A 24,602-nucleotide genomic window follows, 5' to 3' on the forward strand; every position below is an offset into this window, starting at 1 on the left:
TCTCCGGGCGGTATCACCGCCGCCGCGCGCGGCCGCCCCGGGCGCTCAGTGCGCGGATGGGCCCGATCAGCGCCCGGTAGAACGGCCGCACCACACGGCCGGAAACGCGGCGGTGCCGCTCCTCCTGCCAGACCCGCGCCCTGTGGTGTGCCGCGATGGGCGACCACCGGTCGGGGTCCGGGGGCGCGGAGGTGTGGAACTCGATGCGGCAGAGGTGCTTCGTATTGATGAACCCGTACTGACCTGGACTGACCAGCCGCACCGGAGCACCGTGGTCACCGTCGAGCGGCAGCCCGTTGAGCCGGTCGGCGACGAGCACGTCCTCGGCCAGCGCGTCCTCGAACACCACGATCGACCGGTAGCCGTCGAGCCCTACGAACGACAGATGGCTGACCACCGCTCCCTGCGTCAGCAGCGGCTCGACCCGCGCACGGTAGAGGCTCTCGAAACCGACCCCTTCCCACAGCAGCCCGGTCGCCGACCACCCGGCAACACAGTGGAAGTCGGCCCGCACCTCACGGCGCGGCAATTTCGCGAGGTCCGCCACCGGCAAGGTGACCGTCTCGGTCAGTGCTCCGCCCATCTCGATCACGGGGTCGGCGGGGACGGGCGGCGGCGGGTGGTGGAGATGGGTGCCGAAGCGCGGGAATCCGTCGACGGCACGCTGTCCTGGGGGAAGCGTCATGGCGGTCCTCCGGTTTGACGTAGGTCCGGCCCCGAGCCCTGAACCGCCATCGTAGGCCGCACCACCCACGCCGGCCACGGCCTCCACCTCCCGGCCACCTAGGGCTACTTCACCCCGCCGCCCCCGTCGCTCACGTCCCCGTACGCGACAGCAAGAACCCCACCGGCCCGGCCATCCTCTTCCCGGCCGCCGCGTGGGGCGCCTTCGTCGACTCGCTCAAGTAACCGGGCGCGGGCGGCGGTTCGGGGACATCCCGAGCCGCCGGCCCGCCCACACCCCTACTTGGCCGCGCTGCCCAGCGCCCGCTCCGGTGTGATCCGTACGGTCAAACGGACGTCCTCCACCGGCAGTTGCAGGTACTCCTCCCCGCCGCCCGGCCCCTCGTACTTCTCGGCCAGGGCGACGGCGACCTTGCGGCCCTCGTCCTCGGTGACCGTGGCCAGGCCCCGTATCTCGATGTAGCTGTTGGAGTCCGCCGCGTCGTACATGGTCAGGCTGACCCGGGGGTCGCGGCGCATGTTCTTCTCCTTGCGACGACCGGCCTGCGTGGAAATGATCAGGTCGTCGCCGTCCAGCCCCACCCAGACCACGGAGGTCTGCGGGCTGCCGTCGGGGTTGAGAGTGGCGAGAACGGCACAATTGCGGCTGTCGAGGAGCTTGCGGGCGGTCGCGCTGAGCGAAGTGATGGGCATGATCGCGAGCTTAGGTCCGGTCCCGGCCCCGGCAGAAGAGCTCACCGGGTGGGAATCCCGCACTCCTGCACTCCGGCGGGCACTCAGTCGCCCCTGCCCTGCCAGGTGGTCACGCACACCTCGTTCCCCTCGGCGTCGGCCAGCACCCAGAAGGCCGGAGCAGCCGCCCCTGACACGAGCCGGCCCCCGGCCGCGAGCGCGGCCCCGATCCGCCGGGACGCCTCGTCGTGCGGCACGCAGACGTCGAGGTGGATGCGGTTGCGCTGCGGGCGTGCGAGGTCCATCTGCTGGAACCAGACGGCCGGGCCCTGCCGGAGCGGGTCGACGAGCGGGTCCCGGGGGCCGTCGGCTCCCCCCTCGGGGACGTAGCCCAGGACGGCCCGCCAGAACGGCCGGATCGCGGCAATGTCGAGGGCGTCCACCGCGATCTCCACGAGCTGGACCGAACGCGGCTCCGACGCCCCGCCCCCGGGCTCCGTCCGGAGGCCCATCCCCCGTACAGCGGCCGAGATGTGACGCGCGTGAGCGACGTCCGCACTGGTCACCGCCGCCTGCTCCGCCGACTGGAGGGTGAGCACGACCTGCCGGGGCCGCAGGTCCGCGTGCAGGTGCCGGTCCGCACCGCTTCCGCACGCCTCGGCCGCGCACGCCGCCACCTCGGCGGCCCGGGCCAGCGACCCGACGGGGACCGACGTCCGCAACGTACCCAGCAGGAAGCGCCATCCCAGGTCACCGACCGCATCGGATGCTTCCTGCCTGCCCAGTACCGCCTCTTCTGCCATATCGGCATCCTCGCAGCCCCCGTGCAGCCCCCGGACCGCCGCCCCACCCGCAACAGGCCTTCTGTGCAAGGCCCTTCGCCCGTGCACCAACACCTCATACGCTGAGCCACATGACACTCACCACGCGTGGTCGAGCCCTCGGTCCGGCCCTTGCTCTGGCCGCTGCGGCGGCCCTGCTGCTGACCGGCTGCAGCACCCCCGCCACCCCCGAGCAGCCCACGTACTACTCGGACAAGAACAGTCTCGTCGCCGGGCCGATCCCCCTCCCGGCGGCCCAGACGGCCGAGCGGTACCGCAAGGGCGGGGGCGAGAAGGCGATTCAGGGGATCGACGCGAGTGCGAAGGAGGAAGGGGTGCCGCGCGTGGTCGTCTGGTCGAGCGACAGGAAGAGCGACGGCGCGCACTTCGACAAGCTGCAGCCGGCGTTGGAGACGTACTTGAAGGAGAAGGAGAACTTCAAGGCGCCCAAGGGGTACTTCATCGACATGTACGGCGGCGACGGCAAGCTGCTCCACCGTTTCGACACGCGCTGAGGCCGCCACTGAGACAGCCGCCGAGACCGCCGCCGAGACCGCCGCTGGGGCCGCACGGACCACAGCCGGTATAGGAAAGGTAAAGACTGCGGTTTCCGCACATCCATCTGTCCTTCACATGCGTCACACACGCAGGCGGCCTCCTCATATGGCCGTCACTTCAGGGCATATGGAGCATTTACCTTGAACACTGGCATCAAGACGATCAGTCGCATATCGGCGACTCTCGTCACCGCCGGGTCGGTCTTGGCCGCCGGGGCGTTCGTCGCCCCGGCCGCGCAGGCCGCCGCGCCCAAGGCGCCGTCGATCGTCGCCAAGGGCGGATTCCTGATGGACGCCGCTTCGGGGCGTACGTACTTCGGCAAATACGCCGACACCCGGCTGTCCACGGGTTCCACGACCAAGATCATGACCGCTCGGGTCGTGCTCGGCGTCAAGGGCCTCAACCTGGACACCAAGGTCACGATCGACAAGGCGTACAGCGACTACATCGTCAGCCGGGGCGCCTCGTCGGCCCGCCTGATCGTCGGCGACAAGGTCAGCGTGCGACAGCTGCTTTACGGGCTGATGCTGCCGTCCGGCTGCGACGCGGCGTACGCGCTGGCGGACAAGTTCGGTACGGGCAAGACGCGGGCGGCGCGCGTGAAGTCGTTCATCGGGAAGATGAACGCCACCGCGAGCAGCCTGGGCATGAAGAACACCCGCTTCGACTCGTTCGACGGCATCAGCAACGGCGCCAACTACTCGACGCCACGCGACCTTTCGAAGCTGGCCGTCAACACGCTCAAGAACAACCACTTCCGCGCGATCGTGAAAACGCGGTCCACGACCCAGCGGGTGACCACCAAGAAGGGTGGCTACCGCAACATGTCCTGGACCAACACCAACAAGCTGCTCGGCAGCTACAACGGTGCGATCGGCGTGAAGACCGGCTCCGGCAAGCAGGCCAAGTACTGCCTGGTGTTCGCCGCCACCCGGGGCAAGCGCACGGTGGTCGGCGCGGTCCTCGCCTCGTCCAACGAGGTCAACCGGACCGCGGACGCGAAGAAGATCATGGATTACGGCTTCCGGCTCTGACGGGTGCTGCGGCCGGTAGTGGTACTTGCACTGCGGCCGGCACTTGCTGCTGCGGACCGGTACTGGAACCGGTACCGGTCCGCAGTGCTTGGGCAGTGGCTGCCCTACAGGGACTCCCGTACCGCCGCGATCAGCGCCGACGCCCTCGGGTCCGCCGTAACCCCCTTGCGCAGGCCGTTGGTCACGTAACCCAGCGCGATTCCCGCCTCCGGGTCGGCGAAGCCGAGGGAGCCGCCCCGGCCGGGGTGGCCGAAGGAGGCGGGACCCAGCAGCGGGGAGGCCGAACCGTGCAGCATGAAGCCGAGGCCGAAGCGGGTGTTGACGACCAGCACGCGGTCGGGGCCCGAGGATTCCTCGGTACGGGCGAGGGTGAGGGTCGCGGGGGCGAAGAGGCGCGGGCCGTCGTCCACGGGGCCGATCATCGCGGCGTAACAGCGGGCCAGCGCGCGGGCGGTGGAGATGGCGCCGGAGGCGGGGAGCTCGGCGGCCCGGTAGACGGGATCGTTCTCGTCGGGGAGCGGGTCGATGGCGGCGAAGGCGCGGCTGGTGAGGGAAGTGGGGTCGGCGTACGCGTCGCTGACCGCGCGCTTGGGGCGGATCTTGAGGCCGCCGGGCGTCTCGGGCTCCGCGATCCGGTCGATGCGGCCCACCCGGTGGGACTCCTCCTGCGGCAGCCCGATCCAGAAGTCCAGGCCGAGCGGGCGGGCGATCTCCTCGGCGACCCAGCGGCCGATGGTGCGGCCGGTGACGCGGCGGACGAGTTCGGCGACCAGGAAGCTGTACGTCTGGGCGTGGTAGCCGTGGTCGGTGCCGGGCTCCCACTCCGGGGCCTGGGCGGCGACCGCGCGTGCGCCCGACTCGCCGTCGCAGGCCTCGGCGGGTGTCAACGGGCGGTCCAGGGCGGCCAGTCCGGCCCGGTGGGAGAGGAGGTGGCGGACGAGGACGCGTTCCTTGCCCGCCGCCTTGAACTCCGGCCAGTAGGTGCCGACGGGTGCGTCGAGGTCGATCTGGCCGCGCTGGTGGAGGAGGAGCGGGACGGCGGCGGCTATGCCCTTGCCGGCCGAGCGGACCACCTGGGCGGTGTCGAGCGCCCACGGGTCGCCGCCGTCGGCGTCGCGGGTGCCGCCCCACAGGTCGGCGACCTTGTGTCCGTGGCGGTAGACGGCGACGGCCGCGCCGCGTTCACCGCGCTGTCGGAAGTTTCGTACGAAGGCGTCCCTGACCGGCTCGAAACCGTCCGCCACCGTGCCCTGGACGTCCACGCACACCACTCCCACTCACGCTCTCAAGCACTCAACGCACTCACACGCAGTCGTGCGCCCGCATGCTCGCACCTGGCAACTGGCACCGACCTGTCCGCCCCCATGGTGCAACGCTTCGACCTGGGGTGCTGTCCCGCCCCCTCCCAACCGGGACCACCGTTCTGCCGACGGCTAGCCCACCCGTACCGAGCCCGGGTCGAAGCCGAACGGGAGCTCCAGGCGGTGGGTGCGCATCAGTTCGTCGTCGAGCAGCAGGTCCTGGGTGCGGCCGTCCGCGGCGACGACGCCCTCACTCATGACGATCGCGCGCGGACAGAGCTCCAGCGCGTAGGGGAGGTCGTGGGTGACCATCAGGACGGTGACATCCAATTCGCGCAGAATGTCGGCCAGTTCGCGGCGTGACGCGGGATCGAGGTTGGACGACGGTTCGTCCAGTACGAGGATCTCGGGGTGCATCGCGAGAACGGTCGCCACCGCCACCCGGCGGCGCTGCCCGAAGGAGAGGTGGTGCGGCGCCCGGTCGGCAAACTCCGCCATCCCGACCCGCTCCAACGCCTCGCGCACACAGGCCTCCAGCTCCGCGCCCCGCATTCCGCTCGCGGCCGGCCCGAAGGCCACGTCCTCGCGGACGGTGGGCATGAACAGCTGGTCGTCGGGGTCCTGGAAGACGATGCCGACCTGACGGCGGATCTCGGCGAGGTTCCGCTTGGCGACGGGGAGACCGGCCACCTCGACGGTGCCCGCGCCTGCGGTGAGGATGCCGTTGAGGTGTAGGACGAGGGTGGTCTTGCCGGCACCATTGGGGCCGAGGAGCGCGACCCGCTCCCCCTTGCGGATCGACAAGTCGACGCCGAACAAAGCCTGGTGACCGTCGGGGTACGCGTAGGCAAGCCCACTCACCGCCAACGACACCTGCGACTCCTGCGGCACCTGCGGCACCTGCGGCGAACGCTGCTCCTCGCCCGTCAACGACCGCTGCTGTGCACTCATCTACACCACCCATCCCGTCACACACACCACCAGCGCCGCCCCCGGCAGCACCGCCGCCCGCAACCACTGTTCACGTGTCGCGGTGACCTCGTCGATCACCGGCATCACTCCGGTGTACCCCCGGCTCATCATCGCCAGGTGCACACGCTCTCCCCTCTCGTACGACCGGATGAACAGCGCTCCCGCCGATTTGGCGAGCACTCCCCACTGACGTACGCCACGGGCCTCGAACCCCCGGGACCTGCGCGCGATCGACATCCTGCGCATCTCGCCCGTGATCACCTCGCCGTACCGGATCATGAACGACGCGATCTGCACGAGCAGCGGCGGCAGCTTCAGCCGCTGGAGCCCCAGCAGCAGCTCCCGCAGGTCGGTGGTGGAGGCGAGGAGCACGGAGGCGGCGACGCCGAGGGTGCCCTTGGCGAGAACGTTGAACGCGCCCCACAGCCCGGACACGCTCAGCGACAGTCCGGCGAACTCCACCCGCTCCCCCTCCGCCACGAACGGCATCAGCACCGCGAAGGCCACGAACGGCACCTCGACCAGCATCCGCGTCAGTACGTGCCGGGCCGGCAGGCGGGCCGCGCACACCACCCCGGCGAGCAGCACCGCGTACAGCGCGAACGCCCACACCGCTTCGCGCGGCGTCGAGACGACGACCACGACGAAGGCGAAGACGGCGGCCAGCTTGCAGTGCGGCGGCAACGCGTGCACGGGGCTGCGGCCCTGCCGGTAGAGGGCGTGCGCGTGACCTGCACCCATGTCAGGCGGAAACCCGGCCGGAAGTCGACTTCTCGACAGCCCCGGGTGCACGTCGCCTGCGTACCACCCAGAAGACGCCGCTGCCGACGACGACCGTCACCCCGACGCCGATGACACCCGCGAGACCGCCGGACAGCCGGGGATTGTCGACATCCTTGACGCCGTAGTCGGCCAGGGGCGAACCGGCGGCGGCGTGCTCGTGCTCACTGACATGGGCGTCGATGCCCTGGTCGGCGGCAACCTTCTCCAGCCCGTCGGGACTGGCGGACGCGTAGAAGGAAACGACACCCGCCAGGACGAGCGCGGTCACCAGACCGGCCGCCCAGATCTTCCGCACCGAACGAGCAGCCACCGGCCCACGTACTGCGACCGGCTCGGCGGTCGGCTCGGCAGCCGGTGCGTCGACCAGCTCGCCACCGACACGCAGCTTCAGCGGCGCCGTCAACCCCCGCGCCCCGTACACCAGATCAGGTCGCACGGCGAGCACCGAGCTGACGGTGAGCGCGGTGATCGCGGCCTCGCCGATGCCGATCAGCACATGGACGCCGACCATCGCGGCCAGCACCTTGCCGACGGGTACGTCGGTCGTCCCGCCGATCGCGTAGATCAGGGTGAAGAACCCGGCGGCGGCCGGCACCGAGACGAGGGCGGCGACGAACGCGGAGACCGTCACCGACCGTCGACGGCCGCGCGGCAGCACCTTCAGCAGCCCGCGGAAGACGCCGTACGAGACGAGGACGGTGATCACGCCCATGACCGTGATGTTCACACCGAGCGCGGTCAGACCGCCGTCGGCGAACAGCACGCCCTGCATGAGCAGGACGACGGATATACAGAGCACACCCGTGTACGGGCCGACCAGGATCGCGGCGAGCGCGCCACCCAGGAGGTGTCCGCTGGTGCCGGCCGCCACCGGGAAGTTGAGCATCTGCACGGCGAAGACGAAGGCGGCGACCAGCCCGGCCAGCGGGACCGCCCGCTCGTCCGCCAGTTCGCGCCGGGCTCCCCGCAGGCTCACCCCGACGGCGGCGACGGCCACCACTCCGGCAGCCACGGAAACAGGGGCGTCGATGAATCCGTCGGGTACATGCATGAGCGGAACTCCCGGGTCTTCCCACACGGAAACGGGCAACCGTTCGATGATAGGGACTTATTGCAAAGCGGTTGCAAAAGGCACCGAGGAACAAATACCCACTCTTGGCGCCGAGCAAAATATGGGACATTGGATGTCAAATAAGGCAAATGATGACTTCGGGTATGTAGGACGACGACGCAGAGCGCGCAGGACGACGACGTGAAGGAGGCGGGCAGATGTCCCGCACCGCCGAGGAACCCGCCGTGGCGGGGCCCGCGAAACCCGCCTTCGAGGTACATCTGCGCGGCCGGCTGATCACCGACGCCGCCACCAGTCCGCGCATTCCGGTCGCACTGCGTCACGACCCGGCGCACGACCCGCGCGCGGTGAGCGTCGTACTGCCGACCGCCGAACCGGGCCCCGACCGCACCCACCGCCAGGACCGCACCGTGTGGACCTTCCCGCGCGCCCTCCTCGAAGCGGGCCTGCGCACCCCCGCCGAGGAGGGCGACGTACGGATCTGGCCGTGCGGCCGCGTCCAGGCGGTGCTGGAACTGCACGCGGTGCGCGGCGTGGCACTCGTACAGCTCGACAGCGCACCGGTGGTCCGCTTCCTGCGGCGTACGTACTCATAAAGATCCGGCCGTACGAGTTGCCGGGGCCATGGTGCGCGGAAAGCATTGGGGCATGCGAGTGCCCACGAACGACGATGCCGAGCAGCCCCCCGGATACCTCCGCTTCCCGCACCTGCACGGCGACACCCTCGCCTTCGTCGCCGAGGACGACGTGTGGGTGGCGCCCCTCGCCGCCGCCGGTGAGACGCCCGGCCGCGCCTGGCGGCTCACCGTCGACCGCACGCGCGTCGGTCACCCGCGCTTCTCGCCGGACGGCAGTCAGCTCGCGTACACGACCTGGCGCAGCCTGGATCCGGAGATCCACGTCGTTCCGGTCGAGGGCGGACCCTCGCGCCGGCTGACGTACTGGGGGTCGGTCGACGCCCGGGTCTGCGGCTGGACGCCGGACGGGAACGTCCTTGCGGTCTCCTCGCACAACCAGCCGTTCTCGTACTTCCTGTGGGCGTACTCGCTGCCCACCGACGGCAGCCCCGGCGGCAAGCTCCCCTGGGGGCCGGTGCACGACATCGCGGTCTCCGACGCGCTGCCCGACTGCGACGGCGAACGCCGCACCCTCCTGCTCACCGGAAAGCCGCCGCACGAGCCGGCCGCCTGGAAGCGCTACCGGGGCGGCGCGACCGGCCGCCTGTGGCTGCACGGCGACCGCCTGCTCCCCGACCTGAACGGTCATCTGGACTGCCCGATGTTCGTGGGTGACCGAATCGCGTTCCTTTCCGATCACGAGGGTGTCGGCAACCTCTACTCCTGCCGCACCGACGGCGGTGACCTACGTCGACATAGCGACCATGACGCGTTCTACGCACGGCACGCCTCCTCGGACGGTTCGCGGGTGGTCTACCAGTGCGCGGGTGAACTGTGGCTGGTCGACGACCTGTCGCCGACCGCCCGCCCGCGCAAGCTGGAGGTACGCCTCGGCGGCCCGCGCACCGGGCGGCGCGGCTACCAGATCCCGGCCGCCGGACACGTCGGCGGCCTCGCGGTCGACACCACCGGCCGGGCGAGCGCGGTATCGGTGCGCGGCAGCCTCTACTGGCTGACCCACCGCGACGGCCCCGCCCGCACCATCGCCGACACCCCGGGGGTACGGGTGCGGATGCCGGAGATGCTGGGGGCCAGCGGGCAGGTCGCGTTCGTGACCGACACCGAGGGCGAGGACGCCGTCGAGATCGCCTACCTGCCGCGCGCGGCCGGCGGCCGCGCCCCGCGCCGACTCGCGTCCGGCCAGCTGGGCCGCGTACACGAGATGATCGCCGACCCGGACGGCGAACGGGTCGCCATCGCCTCCCACGACGGCCGCCTGCTCCTCCTGAAGGTGGCCGAGGGCGAGGAGTCCCTGACCGAGCTGATCCGCTCGGCCAACGGCCCGGTCCGCGACCTCGCGTTCTCCCCCGACGGAGCATGGCTGACCTGGTCGCACCCGGGCATCGGCCGCTCACTGCGCCAGATCAAGATGGCGCGGATCAACGACACCCCGAAAAGCACGCCACCTGACGAAGCCCCCTTGCCCGAAAACGGAAACGAGCCCGAACCCGAACCCAAAACCGAAACCGAAACCGAACCCACGCCCGAGAACCCACCCGAGCCCACCCCCGGCGCCACACCCCCCACCCCCGGCGCCAGCCTCATCGTGGACGTCACCAACGGACGCTTCGAGGACGAGAACCCGGTCTTCACGAGCGACGGCCGCTATCTCGCCTTCCTCTCCTGGCGCGGCTTCGACCCGGTGTACGACGTGCACACCGGCGACCTGTCGTTCCCTCTCGGCTGCCGCCCCTACCTGGTCCCGCTGTCCTCCGCGACCCCCTCTCCCTTCGCCCTCTCCCCCGACGGACGCCCCGCGGCCGGCGGCCTGGACCCGGACGAGGCCGCCGAGGGCGACGGCACGGTGACGGTCGAGGTCGAGGGCCTGCCCTCGCGGGTGACCCCCTTCCCGGTCGCCGCCTCCAAGTACTCCTCCCTGTCGGCCGTCAGCAGCGGCGGCCTGGTCTGGCTGCGCTGGCCGATCTCCGGCGCCCTCGGCGAGACGTTCGCCAACCCGGCCGACACCTCCGGCCGCCCCACCCTCGAACACTTCGACCTCGCCAAGGCCCGCAGGACCGAACTGGCCGACGACCTCGAATGGTTCGCGATCAGCGGCGACGGTACGCGGCTGGTGATCGTCGAGGACGGTGAACTGCGCGCCGTCCCCGCCACCGAACGCGCCGACAACGACTCCACCGTCCACCTCGACCTGCGCCGCATCCTGCACGACGTGGACCCGGGCGCCGAGTGGCGCCAGGCGTACGAGGAGGCCGGCCGGATCATCAGGGCCTACTTCTGGGAACCCCGGATGGGCGGCATCGACTGGGGCGCCGTCCTCGACCAGTACCGCCCGCTGGTCGAACGGGTCGCCTCCCCCGACGAGTTCGCCGACCTGCTGCGCGAAGTCCTGGGCGAACTCGGCACGTCGCACGCGTACGTGGCCGCCGCACGCCGCAACGAGGGCCCGCCGCACTACCAGCGCGCCATGGGTCTGCTGGGCGCCAACTTCTACGTGAAGGACGGCAACTGGACGCTCTCCCGCATCCTCCCCGGCGAATCCTCGGACTCCAAGGCGAGATCCCCGCTCGCCGGTACGGGCATCCGCGTCGGCGCGGTCCTCACCCATGTCGACGGCCGCCCGGTCGACCCGGTCGCCGGTCCCTTCCCGCTGCTGGCCGCGGCAGGCGGTACGACCGTCGAACTGACCTTCCTCCCCGAGGTCCCCGAAGGAACCGAGTCCCGCCCGCGGCGGGTCGCCGTCGTCCCCCTCGTCGACGAACGCCCCCTGCGCTACCAGGACTGGGTGGCCAAACGCCGCGCGGTCGTACGCGACCTGAGCGGCGGCAAGTGCGGCTACCTGCACATCCCCGACATGGGCGGCTCCGGCTGGGCCCAGTTCAACAGGGACCTGCGCCTGGAGGTCTCGCGCCCCGCCCTCATCGTCGACGTACGCGGAAACGCCGGCGGCAACATCAGCGAACTCGTCATCGAGAAGCTCACCCGCCGCATCCTCGGCTGGGACCTGACCCGCAACGCCCAGCCCGTCTCGTACGCCTCGAACGCCCCACGCGGCCCGGTGGTCGCCCTCGCCGACGAGGCCACCTCCTCCGACGGCGACATGATCGCCGCCGCCTTCCGCCTGCTCGCGCTCGGCCCGGTCGTCGGCCAGCGCACCTGGGGCGGCGTCGTCGGCATGACCGGCCGCCACCCGCTGGGCGACGGCACGGTCATCACCGTGCCGATGAACGCGGCCTGGTTCGACGAGTACGGCTGGTCCGTCGAGAACCACGGCGTCACCCCGGACGTCTCCGCCCTGCGCACCCCGCTCGACTGGGCCGAGGGCCGCTACGCCCAACTCGACGACGCCGTCCAGGTGGCCCTGGACCTCCTCGCCGCCTCCCCGGCCGCCACCCCACCCGACTACTCCTCCGTCCCGGACAAACGCCGCCCACCCCTGCCCCCGCGCTAGCCACGGCACGTCACCTCACACGGGTGGGGGCCACCGCCCCTGGCGGTGACCCCCACCCATCCACCTCTCCCCGAACCTCAGTTCATGTCCGCCGACGGATGCCTGGTGGACTCGTCCGCCGCGCCACCGGCCCCCACCAGCCCCTTGCTCACGCCACGCAGCCTGGGCTCGAACCGCTTCATCTCGCGCTGCCCGACCGTCCCGATGACCGCCGGCAGGTACCCGCGCACGGACTGCATCCCGCGCAGCCACCACTGTGCGTACACGTGCGAGGACCGCCGTTCGATGCCCGCCACGATCCGGTCGACGGCCGGGCCCAGCGGGTACGTCCGGTTGGCGGGCCACGGCAGCCGCTGCCGCAGTTCGCGCATCACCTCGTCCTGGTCCGCACCTCGCACCATGTCGGTGTCCGTCCACGACAGGTAACCGACACCGACCCGCACCCCCTTGTAACCGACCTCCGCCCGCAGGCAGTGCGCGAACGCCTCCACCCCGGACTTCGACGCGCAGTACGCACTCATCATCGGCGCCGGCGTGATCGCCGCCAGCGACGCGATCTGCAGGAAGTACCCGCGGCTCTCCATCAGTACGGGCAGGAACGCGCGGGCGGTCACCGCACCGCCCACCAGGTTGACCTCAATGACCCGCCGCCAGGCCTCCGGGTCGGAGTCGACAAAGGGACCGCCGGACGCGACACCCGCGTTGGCCACCACAATGTCGACCTTTCCGAACCGCTCCTTCACCTCCTCCGCGACCCGAGCCATCGCCTCGTGGTCGGTGACGTCCGCGTACCACCAGTCGCACTCGGTGTGCAGCCGGCCGGCGACGTCCTTCAGCTGCTCGGGCTCCAGTCCTACGAGTGCAACGTTCGCCCCCCGCGCGGACAACTTCCGCGCCAGCAGCTCACCGACACCTCGCGCCGCCCCCGTGACGACGGCGACCTGACCCTCAAGGCGGTAACTCACGCGACATCCCCTTCCACACCGTGACCGGCACTCACCTGCACATCACCGACGACGACGTCACCACTGACGACATATCGACTCAACAGCTCACGTATCCTCCCGGTCACCACCTCCGGCGCCTCCACCGGCGACATGTGACCGACACCCGTGAGCACCGTCAGCCCCAGCGACTGCGGCAGCGCGGCCTCGATCTCCCGCGCGTGCGACGGCGGGGTCAGCCGGTCGTCCGCACCCGCCACCACAGCGACGGGCATGCGCAACTCACCTACCCCCGCCGAAAGTTCGAGCTCCGCCAGCACGTGCGACCAGGCCACCCGCGCCCCGCGCGGACACCCATGCACGATCCGCGCACACCGCGCGACCCGCTCCGGCGCCGCACCGCGCCCCATCGTGGCGTACTTCAGTACGGCCTTGGACACGGGCGTCACCGGCCCGAGCGGCGCCCGCGCACCGAGCACCGCCCGCGTCAGCCGCGTCCGCAGCCAGCCTGCGGGCAACGGCAGCACCAGCGCCTCACCGACCAGCCGCGCCCCACCGGTACTGCACAGCAGCACCGCCGCCGCATGCTCCACCACCCCCGGCCGCCCGGCTGCCGCCATGATCGTCATGCCGCCCATGGAATGCCCGGCCAACACCGCCTTCTCACCGGGTGCGAGCGTCGCCCCCAGCACCGCTTCGAGGTCGTCGGCGAGCACCTCGGTCGAGTACGCGTCCGACGCCGGCGTACGCCCGTGCCCACGCTGGTCGTACGCGATGACCCGGAACTCCCGCGCCAGCTCCCGGATCTGCGCGTCCCAGAAGCGGATGGAACACGTCCACCCGTGCGCCAGCACCACCGCCGGCGCACCTTCCTCCCCGTACACCTCGACATGCAGCCGGGCCCCGTCGGCGGAGGTGACGATCAGCTCCCTGCCGTCGATCGCGGGACCACTGACCATCGTCGCCTCCCCCCTCACGCGACAGCCTCCTCGGCCTCGGTACTCTCGCCCCCACCCGCCCCGGCGGCCACCGCTGTCGCCACTGTCGCCCCTGTCGCTCCGGCCGCCCGCACCACCTCGTACTCCGCGAGGTTGACCTCCCGGGTGGCCCGCCGGAACTCGGAGGTGGTGCCCGGCCACACGGTCGTATTGCGCCCGTTGGCGTCCAGGTACCAGCTGTCGCAGCCACCGGTGTTCCACACGGTGCGCTTCATGCGCTCCTGCACCCGCCGGTTCCACGCGCCGACCGCCGACGAGCGCGCGGACAGCGCGACCCGTCCGCCGAGCACGTTCAACTGCCTCATGTAGTCGGCCAGGTAGTTGAGCTGCGCCTCGATCATCAGGATCATCGACGAGTTCCCGAGACCGGTGTTCGGGCCGATGATCGTCATCCAGTTCGGGAAGCCGACGGCGCTGGCACCGCGCAGCGACTCCATGCCGCCCTTCCAGGTCTCGGCGAGGGTGATCCCGTCCGCGCCCACCACCCGGTCGGCGATCGGCATGTCGGTGACGTGGAAACCGGTGCCGAAGATGATCGCGTCGGCCTCCGTCTCCGTACCGTCGGAGGCGACGAGCGTCGACCCGCGCACCTCGCTCAGCCCGGAGGCGACGACGTTCACGTTGTCCTTGGCGAGCGCCGGGTAGTACGTACTGGACAGCAGGATGCGCTTGCAGCCGATGCGGTACGAGGGCGTCAGCTTGGCCCGCAGGGCCGGGTCCTTGATCGACTTGGCCATGTTCGCCTTGGCGAGGTTCTCGACGAACCCGAGCTCGCCGGGCCGCTTGGTGAACGCCGACACCTGCAGCTCACGGATGCCCCACAGCAGCCGCCGCCTGGCGGTGCCGGTGAGCGGCACCGTGCGGTGCAGCCACCGTTCGGCCCCGCTGATCTCGCGGTCCATGCGCGGCATCACCCACGGCGGCGTCCGCTGGAACAGCGTCAGCTCGCTCACCTCGGGCTGGACCGCCGGCACGATCTGGATCGCGGACGCACCGGTTCCGATCATCGCGACCCGCTTGCCCCTGAGGTCGTAGTCGTGGTCCCAGCGCGCCGAGTGGAAGACCTTGCCCGGGAAGGAGTCGAGGCCCGGGATGTCGGGCGTCTTCGGATCGGACAGCGGCCCGGTCGCCGACACGACGACATCCGCGACCAGCGTCTTCCCGTTCGCCGTCTCGACCTTCCACCACAGCTTCTCGGCGTCCCACGTCATCATCGTCACCTCGTGGCCGAGGCGGATGTGCGGCCGCAGCCCGAAGGTGTCGGTCACCCGTTCCAGATACGCCCTGATGTGCTCCTGGCCGGAAAAGGTGCGCGGCCACTCGGGATTGGGGGCGAAGGAGAACGAATACAGATGGGACGGCACGTCACACGCGCACCCCGGGTAACTGTTGTCGCGCCAGGTCCCGCCGACCGAATCGGCCCGCTCCAGCACGACGAAGTCGGTGATCCCTTCCCTGCGCAGCCGGACCGCGGCCCCCAGGCCCCCGAACCCGGACCCGATCACCGCCACTCGTACATGCTCGTGCTCGAACTCGGCCATGCCCGACGCCTCCCGCACTCACTTGCCCACTCACGACCCTGCCAGCAATCACTGGCACGATTGGGAGCGTAAGGCAGTGGCGTACTGATCGGTAGGGGTAGGACACGACAAGTTACCGGTGGTACGACATAGGCTTCCGGGCGTGGCAGAGGCAGAGAGGTCCGGGGAGCCGGGCGAACAGCGCACGGACGACGACCGGCGGCATACGGGAGACGACCAGCGGCGTACGGACGACGGCGTACGACGCACGGCCGACGACGAACCGCACGCCGCCCCCAGCGGACCGCACGCGGACGACGACGGACGGCCTGCGGCCACCAGCACGCACCGCGAGCCCCCCAAGCCCGAGTCCCCCGCGCTCCGCGAGTACCGCATGGAGGAACTGGCCGAGGCGGCCGGCATCCCGGTACGCACCCTGCGCTTCTACCGCGAGCGCAAACTGATCCCGCCGCCCCGACGCGAAGGCCGCATCGCCTGGTACAACGACCACCACCTGGCCCGCCTGCGCACCATCACCGCCCTCCTGGAGCGCGGACACACCCTCACCGGCATCGCCGACCTCGCCTCCACCTTCGACAGCGGCCGTGACGTGGGCGAACTCCTCACCCTGGGCGAGGTCACCGAGGAGACCCCGGTCCGCCTCACCCCCGAGCAGCTCGCCGACTACTTCGAGGGCGAGGTCACCCCCGAGAACCTCGCCTCCGCCATGGCGCTCGGCTACCTCGCCGTCGACGGCGACGAGGTCGTCCACATCAGCCGCCGCCTGCTCGACGTGTCGGCGGCCCTGGTCCGCGAGGGCATCCCCCTCGCGGAGGTGATGGCCGCCGGCCTCGCCGTCCGCGAGCACGCCGACGTACTCGCCCAGATCTTCATCGACCTGGTCAGCACCCACGACGCCGACCCCCAGCGCCTGCGCCCCTTCGCCAAGAGCGTCGTCGAGGCCGAACTCTCCATGGCCCTGGACCGCCACCTGCGCAAGACCTGACAGGACCGGACCAAACCGAACCGCCCACGCACTACCCGTAGACCACCGTCACCGGCGCATGGTCACTCCACCTCTCCCCATGGCTCGCCGCCCGCTCCACGCGCCCCTCGACCGCGCGCGCAGCCAGCCCGCCGGTCGAGATCTGGTAGTCGATCCGCCAACCGGTGTCGCTGTCGAAGGCCCGCCCGCGGTACGACCACCACGAGTACGGCCCCTCCACACCCGGATGCAGCTTGCGTACGACGTCCACGTACCCCGCCTCCTCGAAGACCCGGGTCAGCCACTCCCGCTCCTCCGGCAGGAACCCGGACGACTTCCGGTTCCCCTTCCAGTTCTTCAGGTCGGCTTCCTGGTGCGCGATGTTCCAGTCCCCGCACACCACCACCTCGCGCCCAGCCTCCGCCGCCCGCGCCTTCAGCCCGACCAGGTACAGCATGAACTCGTCCATGAACCGGTACTTCTCGTCCTGACGTTCGGTGCCCACCTCACCCGAAGGCAGGTACAGGCTCGCGACGGTCACGCCCTCCAGGTCGACTTCCACATAGCGCCCGCTCGCATCGAACTCCGTACTCCCGAACCCGATCTGCACCCGCTCCGGCTTCTCCCGCGTGTACACCGCCACCCCGGCCCGCCCCTTGGCGGACGCGGACGCGGGTGCCAGCACCACGTGCCAGCCCTCGGGAGCCTTCACCTCGTCGGTCAGCTGCTCGGCCTCCGCCCGTACCTCTTGCAGGCACACCACGTCCGCCTTGGTCTCCGCCAGCCACGGCACGAAGCCCTTCTTGGCGGCGGCCCGCAGTCCATTCACATTCACAGTGGTCACAGTCAGCATCCAAAAACCCTACCGACCTGCGCACGCTCCACCGTCCGTACGCTCATCGCATGGAAATCCGCTCCGTCGCCTACGACCACCCCGACGCCGTGAAGCTCAACGACCAGGTCCAGCTCGAATACACCGAGCGCTACGGCGAACATGACCTCACCCCGCTCGACCCGGCCATGTTCGCCCCGCCGCTCGGCCTCTACCTGATCGCGTACGACGACGACGGCCACCCCGTCGCCACCGGCGGCTGGCGCACCCAGCGGGCGGGCGAGGAGAACTACGCCGACGGCGACGCCGAGCTCAAGCGGATGTACGTGGCCCCCAGCGCCCGCGGCCTGGGCCTGGCCCGCCGCCTCCTCGGCCTCCTCGAAGCCGACGCCCGCGCCGCGGGCCGCACCCGCATGGTCCTGGAGACCGGCACCGAACAGCCCGAGGCCATCGCCCTGTACGTCTCGGAGGGCTACACCCCGGTCGCCCAGCAGGAACGCTTCGGCCTCTACCGCCACACCGACGAAAGCCGCTGCTTCACCAAGCCCCTCACGTAACCCACTTCACAGAGAACAGAAAAGGGGCCGACAGAAAGGGGCCGACCTCCCGGTCGGCCCCTCACACGTCTCCGCACACCTCTCAACTGCCACTGGACAAACGAAAGATCCCGCCCGATCTTTCGATCGGACGGGATCTTTCTTGTTGTTGTGGACCTGTGGGGATTTGAACCCCAGACCCCCTCGATGCGAACGAGGTGCGCTACCAGACTGCGCCACAGGCCCTTGCAACGAGTGAAACTCTAGCACCTCATCGGGGGTGCTTGGAAATCCGTTCCGGGGCCCCCACCTGCGGTGGGTTCACTCGTTGGCCGCTCGGGGCCGTTCGCCCTCGTCGTACTGGTCGAAGAGCGGGGTGCGGCCGCGGTCGCGGGAGCGGCGGCCGGACTGCGGACGCTGCCGGGGTGCCGAGGCCGAAGGCTCCGAGGAGTCCGCTGCGGCCGGGGCCGCCGGGTCGGCGGTGCTGGAACGTGCGGAACTCCAGGTGCCGGGCGCCCCCAGGTCCAGGGGACCGTTGGCACGCGGGGCGACCGGGGCGGTGACGTACGTGGGCAACGGGACCGGGACCGGCTCCCAGCTCTCCCCGCGTGCGGCACCGCGCTCGCGCTCGCGCTGCTGGTCGACCCATTCGGCGTGGTCGGTCTGCTCGACCAGGGCTCGGCGGCCGGCCTCCTGCGGGGAGAGCGCGGGCGCGGGCTCCGGTTCGGGCCGCTCGTCGGATTCGGCACGGTGGTGCGGCTGCTCCGCGGAGGCCGAGTGCTGCTGCGCACCGGAACCGGAGCGCCGTACGTGCTGGGTGCGCTGCTCACGCAGCCGCTGGGCGGCGAGTTCGGCACGGCGGCGGTCCATGGTGAAGGCGAACCGGCGCTTCTCCTGGCCGCGCAGATGCACGATGTACGCACTGAGCAGGACGGCCGGGATGCCGGGCGCCCACAGGTAGCGGAGCCCGCCGACGGCGGCGACGATCGCGCCCAGCGTGAAGGCGGCGAAGAGCAGCACGGTGGTACGGCGACGGCGGGCGAGCACCTTGGTGCGGCGCGCCCGCTCGACGGACGCCTGGGACGGCGGCGCGGGAGCGGCCTGCCGGGGGCGACGGGGCTGGTCGGCCACGGGTTCACGCGCGGACTCGCGTACGGGCTCGCGTACGGATTCACGCACGGGCTCGCGGGACGGCTCCCGTACGGCCTGCTCACGGTGCTCGCGCTGGTCTCGCGGGTCTCGTTGGTCTCGCTGGACGCGGTGTTCACGCTGCTCGCGTGCCTGCTGGTCGCGGACCTGGGCCTTGACCTGCTCGCGCAGCTGTTCCCTGGCGGCGGCCGGGCGTTCGACCCGGGACCGGGGTGCCGCGAAGGCACGGACGTCGGCCGAATCGGTCGGCGGGTCCGCACTGCTGGCGACGTCGGGGTCGCTGGGCTCCGTACCGTCCGCACTCGCGGGATCGCGCTGCTGGAGCTCCTTGGCGTACCGGCGCTCCATGGCCGCCCGTCCGGACAGCAGTCGGATGGCGGTGCTGAAGCGTTCCGTCGGACGGGCCTCGTTGAGTTCGTCCTGCCTGCGGAGCCACATCGGCACCAAGTAGGCGGCCCAGGCCCCGACAATGACTGCGTAGATCAGGCCGCTGCTGCTCACACCCCACACCGTAGAGGGGCCCGGAGGCACCCATCCGCCAATTGGGCCGGTGTGTCGGGCGTATCTGTCTGATATTCCGAACTTTTTTGACGTCCGGCATTGCAGTCACGATCGAATTCGAACATTTACTTCATTTCTGAGACGTGGAACGTCGCCGCCACCGACTGAGCACACCCTCCGGAACCTCTTCCGAGGTCAGGGCGAAGACCAGGTGGTCGCGCCAGGCGCCGTCGATGTGCAGATAGCGCGGACGCAGGCCCTCCTCGCGGAAACCGAGCTTTTCCACGACGCGGCGGCTGGGACCGTTCTCCGGGCGAATGCACACCTCTATGCGGTGCAGCCCGACGTTGCGGAAACAGTGGTCGACGGCGAGGGCGACGGCCGTCGGCATCACACCGCGCCCTGCCACGTCCCGGTCGACCCAGTAGCCGACGTGCCCGGAGCACATCGACCCCCAGGTGATGCCGGCGACGGTCAGCTGGCCGACAAGTCGACCTTGGTACTCGATGACGAACGGCAGCATGCGCCCCGCGTTCGCCTCCGCCCGCAGGTGACGCACCATTTGACGGTACGTCGGCCGGTGCGCGACGGGGCCGAGGGGGGCGGGCGGCGGAATGGTCGCTTCCCAGGGGCGGAGCCAGTCACGGTTGCGCCGGTTGACCTCGCGCCAGGCCCGTTGGTCGCGCACCTTTATCGGGCGGAGGGTGATGTCGCCGTCCACCAGCTCTACGGGCCAGGCGGAGCCGTTCAGCTGAGGCTCCCGGTGGGGCCGGCCGGTCCGTCGGGGCCCGTGGGGTCGGCCGGGTCGTCGGGGCCTGTGGGGCCGGTGGGCCGCGGGTGGTCGCCGCCGCGGAGCTGGTCGACGGCATGCAGCAGGATCCGGTCCAGGACGGCGAGCCCGTCACGAACGCCGCCGGTCGAACCCGGGAGGTTGACGATCAGCGTCGTACCACCTCCCGCCACACCTGCCAGCCCCCGGGAGAGGGACGCGGTGGGCACGTGCGGGCGGCCCTCGGCGCGGATGGCCTCGGGGATGCCGGGGATCTCGTGGTCCAGGACGTTGCGGGTGGCGTCGGGGGTGCGGTCGGTGGGCGAGATGCCGGTGCCGCCGGTGGTGACGATGGCGTCGTACGCCGCCGCGATGCCGTCCCGCAGGGCCGCTTCGACGGGGGCGCCGTCGGGCACGACGCGCGGGCCGTCGACGGTGAAGCCCATCCGGGTCAGGCCCTCGGCGACGAGCGGGCCGCCCTTGTCCGCGTAGACACCGGCGGAGGCCCGGTTGGAGGCGGTGACGACCAGCGCCCGGTAGGGGCGGGTGCCGGGCCCCGCGTGCGCCGATCCCGGTACCTGCGGCTGGTAGACGGGCTCGGAGACCGGCCCGCGTACTACGTCGGGGTGCGCGTGCGCCTCGGAGCCGGGGATGACGGTGTCGGCGGGCACGTCGGGGGCGAGCGCGGTGGCCGGTCGGACGGTGGCCGCGTGGGCGGCGGCCGGGTGCGTGGAGGTCATGAGCGCGTCCAGTCGCCGGACTTGCCGCCGGTCTTCTGCTCGACGCGTACGTCGCTGATGACCGCGCCCTTGTCGACGGCCTTCACCATGTCGACAACGGTGAGCGCGGCGACCGTCACCGCGGTCATCGCTTCCATCTCGACGCCGGTACGGTCCGTGGTCTTCACGGTCGCGACGATCTCCACCGCGTCGTCGGCGACGGACAGGTCCAGCGTGACACCGGAGACCGCGAGCGGGTGGCAGAGCGGGATCAGGTCGGGGGTGCGCTTGGCGCCCATGATGCCCGCGATGCGCGCGGTGGCGAGGGCGTCGCCCTTGGGCACGCCCTCGCCCCGCAGCAGTTCGATGACGCGCGGGGCGACGAGGACACGTCCGCTCGCGCGTGCCGTGCGGGTGGTGACGTTCTTCTCGGAGACGTCGACCATCCGGGCCGCGCCCGCCTCGTCGATGTGCGTCAGCCTGCTGTGCGTACTCATTAACTCCGCCTCGCGTTCCGGCGCCGGTCGTTGCCTGGGCAGTCGTTGCCACGGCGCAGCGGCAGACACCGTACCGCCACGGGGCGGTCACTGGGCGAGCAGGACCACCTCGACTTCCGCGCCGGTCTCGACGCTGTCGGTGTCCTCGGGGACGACGAGCAGGCAGTCCGCGTGGGCGAGGGCGGCGATCAGGTGCGAGCCGGAGCCGCCCACGGGGGTGACCGTGCCCTCGGTGGCGTCGTACACCCCGCGCAGGAACTGACGTTTTCCGGCGGGCGAGTTGACCGTCTTGTCCGTCTTGAGGGTGGCGCGGACGGTCGGGCGGTGGACGTCCGGCAGGCCCATCAGCGCGCGGATGACCGGGCGTACGAACAGCTCGAAGGAGACGTACGAGGAGACCGGGTTGCCGGGCAGGGCCAGCAGTGGGGTGTGGTCGGGGCCGATCGAGCCGAAGCCCTGGGGCTTGCCGGGCTGCATGGCCAGCTTGCGGAAGTCGATACCGCTGCCCGCTTCGTCCTCGTCGCCGACGGAGGAGAGCGCCTCCTTGACGACGTCGTACGCGCCGACGCTGACGCCTCCGGTGGTGACCAGGAGGTCGGCGCGCACCAGCTGGTCCTCGATGGTGGCGCGCAGGACGTCGGCGTCGTCGGTGACGGCGCCGACGCGGTAGGCGATGGCTCCGGCGGCGCGGGCGGCGGCGGTGAGCGCGAAGCTGTTGGAGTCGTAGATCTGGCCGGCGGCCAACTTCTCGCCGGGCTGGATCAGTTCGGAGCCGGTCGACATGACGACCACGCGCGGGCGCGGGCGGACCAGGACGGTGGCCCGGCCGATCGCGGCGAGCAGGCCGATCTGGGGCGGGCCGAGCACCGTACCCGCTGCGAGGGCGGTGTCACCGGCCTGTACGTCGCTGCCTGCCGCGCGGACGTGCGCGCGGGCCTCGGCGGGGCGGTGGACACGGACCTCGCCGGTGGAGTCCCCGGGGTTGCTGCCAGCGGCCCGCATGGTAGTGGCGGGTCCGCCGCCGCTGCCGCCGTCGGTCCACTCGACGGGGACGACGGCCTCGGCGCCCGGGGGCAGCGGGGCGCCGGTCATGATGCGGGCGGCTTCACCGGGGCCGACCGTGAGCTGTCCTGCGCCGCCGGTCCCGCCGTCTTCGCCGGCGTCGGCAGAATCGGAATCGGAATCGCGGTCGGAATCGGAGGCGATGCCGGATCCGGTGCCGCCGGAACCACCACCGGAGCCCGCCGCCACGTCGCCGATCACGGTGAGCACGGCGGGAAACTCCGTACTCGCGCCGGCGACGTCCGCCACCCTGACCGCGTACCCGTCCATCGAGCTGTTGTCGAAGGGCGGCAGCGCGAGCGGGACGATGACGTCCTCGACGAGTACGCAGCCCTGCGCGTCCGGAAGTTGGAGCTCGATGGGCTCCAGGGGGTGGATCGCGCCGAGGACGTCGTCCAGGTGCTCGTCCACCGACCAGACGTGGTCGGGGCCGCCGTCGTTGCCGCAGGCGTCGGCGGGCGGTGCTTCGGTGGTGCTCACTTGCTACATCTCCTCGGTGACGTAACTGCGCAGCCAGGCCTTGAAGTCCGGGCCCAGGTCATCACGTTCGCATGCAAGTCTGACAATCGCCCGAAGATAGTCCCCGCGGTCCCCGGTGTCATAGCGCCGGCCCTTGAAGACCACGCCGTGGACGGGCCCGCCGACCTTCTCGTCGGCCGCCAGTTTCTGCAGGGCGTCGGTGAGCTGGATCTCGCCGCCGCGGCCCGGCTCGGTCTCCCGCAGTATCCCGAAGACGGCGGGGTCCAGGACGTACCGGCCGATGATCGCCAGGTTGCTGGGCGCCTCGGCGGGCTCGGGCTTCTCGACGAGTCCGGTGACCTTGACGACGTCGCCGTCCGTGGTCGTCTCGACGGCCGCGCAGCCGTACAGGTGGATCTGCGCCGGGTCCACCTCCATGAGGGCGATCACGCTGCCGCCGTGCTGCTCCTGGATCTCGACCATACGGGCGAGCAGCGGGTCGCGGGGGTCGATGAGGTCGTCGCCGAGGAGCACCGCGAACGGTTCCTCGCCGACGTGCGGGGCTGCGCACAGGACGGCGTGACCGAGGCCCCTGGGGTCGCCCTGGCGGACGTAGTGCATGGTCGCGAGGTCGCTGGACTCCTGGACCTTGGCCAGCCGGCCGGCGTCGCCCTTCTTGGTGAGGGCGGACTCCAGCTCGTAGTTGCGGTCGAAGTGGTCCTCAAGGGGGCGCTTGTTGCGGCCGGTGACCATCAGTACGTCGGAGAGGCCGGCTGCCGCCGCCTCCTCGACCACGTACTGGATGGCGGGTTTGTCGACAACCGGGAGCATCTCCTTGGGGGTTGCTTTGGTCGCCGGGAGGAAGCGGGTGCCGAGCCCCGCCGCCGGGATGACAGCCTTGGTGATCCTGGGATGAGCCTGAGTCATGACGGAACGATATCGGCTGGCTCCGCACGGAAGGTCGGCTTCCGGCCTTTTGTTGCCGTACGAGCGAAATGTGAAGGTGAAGTGACCGTGAGTGAAGCGGAGATGGCAACAGGTCCGGCGGCAAAGGCGGCACTGCGCCGGGAACTCCTCGGCCGCAGGCGCCTCTTGACCGTTGAGGACGCGCAGGAGGCGGCCGCGGTTCTCGCCGGTCGGGCACTGGAGCTGCCCGAGCTGGCGGACGCGGGCACGGTCGCCGCGTACGTCTCGGTCGGCCGCGAACCCGGCACGCGCGCGCTGCTCGACTCGCTGCACGCGCGCGGGGTGCGAGTGCTGCTGCCGGTGCTGCTGGCCGACAACGACCTGGACTGGGCTGCGTACGAGGGTCCCGGGGCGCTCGCACCGGCCGGACGCGGCCTGCTGGAGCCCACCGGGCCCCGACTGGGCGTGGACGCCGTACGGGAGGCGGACACGGTGCTGCTGCCGGGCCTGGCGGTGGACGGACGGGGAATGCGGCTGGGGCGCGGCGGCGGGTCCTACGACCGGGTGCTGGCGAGGCTGGAGCGCGTACGGGGGGACGACGCCGGGCTGGTGGGGGCCGGCCGGCTGGTGGTGCTGCTGTACGCGGACGAGGTGGTCGCGGAGGTTCCGGTGGAACCCCACGACCACCCCGTGCACGCGGTGGTGACGCCGTCCGGCGTCCGCCGTTTCGGCTGAGTACCCG

Annotated in this window: 24 protein-coding genes, 1 tRNA gene and 1 pseudogene; 8 read left to right on the forward strand and 18 right to left on the reverse strand. The window is 71.1% G+C overall.

Annotation, left to right across the window (positions count from 1 at the left end; all coding sequences use genetic code 11):
* Positions 1–13: 13 nt before the first annotated feature.
* Positions 14–685: a molybdopterin-dependent oxidoreductase gene (locus ACZ5PB_RS16690; protein WP_468691754.1), complete on the reverse strand. Its 672-nt coding sequence runs from the start codon at positions 683–685 to the stop codon at positions 14–16.
* 125 nt (positions 686–810) lie between these two features.
* Here ACZ5PB_RS16690 and ACZ5PB_RS16695 point away from each other — a divergent pair.
* Positions 811–909, forward strand: a pseudogene (locus tag ACZ5PB_RS16695) (DUF397 domain-containing protein); the annotation flags it as partial.
* 54 nt (positions 910–963) lie between these two features.
* Here the strand turns inward: ACZ5PB_RS16695 and ACZ5PB_RS16700 are convergent.
* Positions 964–1,377, reverse strand: a complete 414-nt coding sequence (locus tag ACZ5PB_RS16700; protein WP_468691756.1) for a PPOX class F420-dependent oxidoreductase — start codon at positions 1,375–1,377, stop codon at positions 964–966.
* Between the two features lie 83 nt (positions 1,378–1,460).
* Positions 1,461–2,159 (reverse strand): VOC family protein, encoded by a 699-nt coding sequence (locus ACZ5PB_RS16705; protein ID WP_468691758.1) that lies wholly within the window; start codon positions 2,157–2,159, stop codon positions 1,461–1,463.
* Positions 2,160–2,269: 110 nt separating this feature from the next.
* Here ACZ5PB_RS16705 and ACZ5PB_RS16710 point away from each other — a divergent pair, with 110 nt between their 5' ends.
* The gene (locus ACZ5PB_RS16710) at positions 2,270–2,692 is read left to right on the forward strand and encodes a hypothetical protein (RefSeq protein ID WP_468691760.1); all 423 of its coding nucleotides are present in this window, start codon (positions 2,270–2,272) and stop codon (positions 2,690–2,692) included.
* Positions 2,693–2,875: 183 nt separating this feature from the next.
* Positions 2,876–3,769, forward strand: coding sequence for a D-alanyl-D-alanine carboxypeptidase family protein (locus ACZ5PB_RS16715; RefSeq protein ID WP_468691761.1), 894 nt, complete (start codon positions 2,876–2,878; stop codon positions 3,767–3,769).
* A gap of 104 nt (positions 3,770–3,873) precedes the next feature.
* Here ACZ5PB_RS16715 and ACZ5PB_RS16720 read toward each other — a convergent pair whose 3' ends face one another.
* The 4 genes from ACZ5PB_RS16720 to ACZ5PB_RS16735 form a co-directional block, all read right to left on the reverse strand.
* A complete protein-coding gene (locus tag ACZ5PB_RS16720) occupies positions 3,874–5,031 on the reverse strand; it encodes a serine hydrolase domain-containing protein (protein ID WP_468691762.1) in 1,158 nt (385 codons plus the stop codon).
* Positions 5,032–5,202: 171 nt separating this feature from the next.
* Positions 5,203–6,021, reverse strand: a complete 819-nt coding sequence (locus tag ACZ5PB_RS16725; RefSeq protein WP_468691764.1) for an energy-coupling factor ABC transporter ATP-binding protein — start codon at positions 6,019–6,021, stop codon at positions 5,203–5,205.
* On the reverse strand, positions 6,022–6,783 hold the full coding sequence (gene cbiQ, locus ACZ5PB_RS16730) for a cobalt ECF transporter T component CbiQ (RefSeq protein WP_468691766.1): 762 nt from the start codon (positions 6,781–6,783) through the stop codon (positions 6,022–6,024).
* 1 nt (position 6,784) lies between these two features.
* Positions 6,785–7,876 (reverse strand): energy-coupling factor ABC transporter permease, encoded by a 1,092-nt coding sequence (locus tag ACZ5PB_RS16735; RefSeq protein ID WP_468691768.1) that lies wholly within the window; start codon positions 7,874–7,876, stop codon positions 6,785–6,787.
* 218 nt (positions 7,877–8,094) lie between these two features.
* Between ACZ5PB_RS16735 and ACZ5PB_RS16740 the strand changes: the two genes are divergently transcribed.
* Both ACZ5PB_RS16740 and ACZ5PB_RS16745 read left to right on the forward strand, forming a co-directional pair.
* Positions 8,095–8,493: an SsgA family sporulation/cell division regulator gene (locus ACZ5PB_RS16740; RefSeq protein ID WP_468691770.1), complete on the forward strand. Its 399-nt coding sequence runs from the start codon at positions 8,095–8,097 to the stop codon at positions 8,491–8,493.
* Positions 8,494–8,545: 52 nt separating this feature from the next.
* Entirely contained in the window at positions 8,546–11,983 is a 3,438-nt protein-coding gene (locus ACZ5PB_RS16745; protein ID WP_468691772.1) for a S41 family peptidase, read from the forward strand.
* Positions 11,984–12,060: 77 nt separating this feature from the next.
* On the opposite strand, the gene ACZ5PB_RS16750 is transcribed toward ACZ5PB_RS16745, so the two are convergent.
* The 3 genes from ACZ5PB_RS16750 to ACZ5PB_RS16760 are packed head-to-tail and all read right to left on the reverse strand — an operon-like array spanning position 12,061 to position 15,466.
* Positions 12,061–12,948, reverse strand: coding sequence for an SDR family oxidoreductase (locus tag ACZ5PB_RS16750; protein WP_468691774.1), 888 nt, complete (start codon positions 12,946–12,948; stop codon positions 12,061–12,063).
* Positions 12,945–13,886: an alpha/beta fold hydrolase gene (locus tag ACZ5PB_RS16755; RefSeq protein ID WP_468691776.1), complete on the reverse strand. Its 942-nt coding sequence runs from the start codon at positions 13,884–13,886 to the stop codon at positions 12,945–12,947. The genes ACZ5PB_RS16750 and ACZ5PB_RS16755 overlap by 4 nt, the downstream gene beginning before the upstream one ends.
* A gap of 14 nt (positions 13,887–13,900) precedes the next feature.
* Positions 13,901–15,466, reverse strand: a complete 1,566-nt coding sequence (locus ACZ5PB_RS16760) for a flavin-containing monooxygenase (RefSeq protein ID WP_468691778.1) — start codon at positions 15,464–15,466, stop codon at positions 13,901–13,903.
* Positions 15,467–15,839: 373 nt separating this feature from the next.
* On the opposite strand from ACZ5PB_RS16760, the gene ACZ5PB_RS16765 reads away from it, so the two are divergent.
* Positions 15,840–16,451 (forward strand): MerR family transcriptional regulator, encoded by a 612-nt coding sequence (locus tag ACZ5PB_RS16765; protein ID WP_468692101.1) that lies wholly within the window; start codon positions 15,840–15,842, stop codon positions 16,449–16,451.
* Positions 16,452–16,482: 31 nt separating this feature from the next.
* On the opposite strand, the gene ACZ5PB_RS16770 is transcribed toward ACZ5PB_RS16765, so the two are convergent.
* Positions 16,483–17,283, reverse strand: coding sequence for an exodeoxyribonuclease III (locus ACZ5PB_RS16770; protein WP_468691781.1), 801 nt, complete (start codon positions 17,281–17,283; stop codon positions 16,483–16,485).
* A gap of 50 nt (positions 17,284–17,333) precedes the next feature.
* On the opposite strand from ACZ5PB_RS16770, the gene ACZ5PB_RS16775 reads away from it, so the two are divergent.
* On the forward strand, positions 17,334–17,819 hold the full coding sequence (locus ACZ5PB_RS16775; RefSeq protein ID WP_468691783.1) for a GNAT family N-acetyltransferase: 486 nt from the start codon (positions 17,334–17,336) through the stop codon (positions 17,817–17,819).
* Positions 17,820–17,970: 151 nt separating this feature from the next.
* On the opposite strand, the gene ACZ5PB_RS16780 is transcribed toward ACZ5PB_RS16775, so the two are convergent.
* From ACZ5PB_RS16780 to galU, 7 genes are all read right to left on the reverse strand, one after another.
* A tRNA-Ala gene (locus ACZ5PB_RS16780) sits at positions 17,971–18,044 on the reverse strand.
* Between the two features lie 75 nt (positions 18,045–18,119).
* Entirely contained in the window at positions 18,120–19,448 is a 1,329-nt protein-coding gene (locus tag ACZ5PB_RS16785) for a DNA polymerase III subunit gamma/tau domain-containing protein (RefSeq protein WP_468691784.1), read from the reverse strand.
* 130 nt (positions 19,449–19,578) lie between these two features.
* Complete coding sequence (locus ACZ5PB_RS16790) at positions 19,579–20,169, reverse strand: GNAT family N-acetyltransferase (protein WP_468691786.1); 591 nt, start codon at positions 20,167–20,169, stop codon at positions 19,579–19,581.
* 26 nt (positions 20,170–20,195) lie between these two features.
* Complete coding sequence (locus tag ACZ5PB_RS16795) at positions 20,196–20,747, reverse strand: MogA/MoaB family molybdenum cofactor biosynthesis protein (RefSeq protein ID WP_468692103.1); 552 nt, start codon at positions 20,745–20,747, stop codon at positions 20,196–20,198.
* A 206-nt stretch (positions 20,748–20,953) separates the two neighbouring features.
* Positions 20,954–21,433 (reverse strand): cyclic pyranopterin monophosphate synthase MoaC, encoded by a 480-nt coding sequence (gene moaC / locus ACZ5PB_RS16800; RefSeq protein WP_468691787.1) that lies wholly within the window; start codon positions 21,431–21,433, stop codon positions 20,954–20,956.
* An 87-nt stretch (positions 21,434–21,520) separates the two neighbouring features.
* Positions 21,521–22,975, reverse strand: a complete 1,455-nt coding sequence (locus ACZ5PB_RS16805; protein ID WP_468691789.1) for a molybdopterin molybdotransferase MoeA — start codon at positions 22,973–22,975, stop codon at positions 21,521–21,523.
* Positions 22,976–22,978: 3 nt separating this feature from the next.
* Positions 22,979–23,881: a UTP--glucose-1-phosphate uridylyltransferase GalU gene (gene galU, locus ACZ5PB_RS16810; protein WP_468691791.1), complete on the reverse strand. Its 903-nt coding sequence runs from the start codon at positions 23,879–23,881 to the stop codon at positions 22,979–22,981.
* Between the two features lie 102 nt (positions 23,882–23,983).
* Between galU and ACZ5PB_RS16815 the strand changes: the two genes are divergently transcribed.
* On the forward strand, positions 23,984–24,595 hold the full coding sequence (locus ACZ5PB_RS16815) for a 5-formyltetrahydrofolate cyclo-ligase (RefSeq protein ID WP_468692105.1): 612 nt from the start codon (positions 23,984–23,986) through the stop codon (positions 24,593–24,595).
* Positions 24,596–24,602: the final 7 nt, after the last annotated feature.

This window comes from Streptomyces sp. NPDC032721 (assembly GCF_055579625.1).

Excerpts from the sequence above, each read along its gene's own strand:
- ACZ5PB_RS16745 (WP_468691772.1), top strand. The coding sequence starts at position 8,546 with ATGCGAGTGCCCACGAACGACGATGCCGAGCAGCCCCCCGGATACCTC.
- cbiQ (WP_468691766.1), bottom strand. The coding sequence starts at position 6,783 with ATGGGTGCAGGTCACGCGCACGCCCTCTACCGGCAGGGCCGCAGCCCC.
- ACZ5PB_RS16690 (WP_468691754.1), bottom strand. The coding sequence starts at position 685 with ATGACGCTTCCCCCAGGACAGCGTGCCGTCGACGGATTCCCGCGCTTC.
- ACZ5PB_RS16725 (WP_468691764.1), bottom strand. The coding sequence starts at position 6,021 with ATGAGTGCACAGCAGCGGTCGTTGACGGGCGAGGAGCAGCGTTCGCCG.
- ACZ5PB_RS16815 (WP_468692105.1), top strand. The coding sequence starts at position 23,984 with ATGGCAACAGGTCCGGCGGCAAAGGCGGCACTGCGCCGGGAACTCCTC.
- ACZ5PB_RS16705 (WP_468691758.1), bottom strand. The coding sequence starts at position 2,159 with ATGGCAGAAGAGGCGGTACTGGGCAGGCAGGAAGCATCCGATGCGGTC.
- galU (WP_468691791.1), bottom strand. The coding sequence starts at position 23,881 with ATGACTCAGGCTCATCCCAGGATCACCAAGGCTGTCATCCCGGCGGCG.
- ACZ5PB_RS16710 (WP_468691760.1), top strand. The coding sequence starts at position 2,270 with ATGACACTCACCACGCGTGGTCGAGCCCTCGGTCCGGCCCTTGCTCTG.
- moaC (WP_468691787.1), bottom strand. The coding sequence starts at position 21,433 with ATGAGTACGCACAGCAGGCTGACGCACATCGACGAGGCGGGCGCGGCC.
- ACZ5PB_RS16700 (WP_468691756.1), bottom strand. The coding sequence starts at position 1,377 with ATGCCCATCACTTCGCTCAGCGCGACCGCCCGCAAGCTCCTCGACAGC.
- ACZ5PB_RS16755 (WP_468691776.1), bottom strand. The coding sequence starts at position 13,886 with ATGGTCAGTGGTCCCGCGATCGACGGCAGGGAGCTGATCGTCACCTCC.
- ACZ5PB_RS16760 (WP_468691778.1), bottom strand. The coding sequence starts at position 15,466 with ATGGCCGAGTTCGAGCACGAGCATGTACGAGTGGCGGTGATCGGGTCC.
- ACZ5PB_RS16770 (WP_468691781.1), bottom strand. The coding sequence starts at position 17,283 with ATGCTGACTGTGACCACTGTGAATGTGAATGGACTGCGGGCCGCCGCC.
- ACZ5PB_RS16775 (WP_468691783.1), top strand. The coding sequence starts at position 17,334 with ATGGAAATCCGCTCCGTCGCCTACGACCACCCCGACGCCGTGAAGCTC.
- ACZ5PB_RS16740 (WP_468691770.1), top strand. The coding sequence starts at position 8,095 with ATGTCCCGCACCGCCGAGGAACCCGCCGTGGCGGGGCCCGCGAAACCC.
- ACZ5PB_RS16735 (WP_468691768.1), bottom strand. The coding sequence starts at position 7,876 with ATGCATGTACCCGACGGATTCATCGACGCCCCTGTTTCCGTGGCTGCC.
- ACZ5PB_RS16765 (WP_468692101.1), top strand. The coding sequence starts at position 15,840 with ATGGAGGAACTGGCCGAGGCGGCCGGCATCCCGGTACGCACCCTGCGC.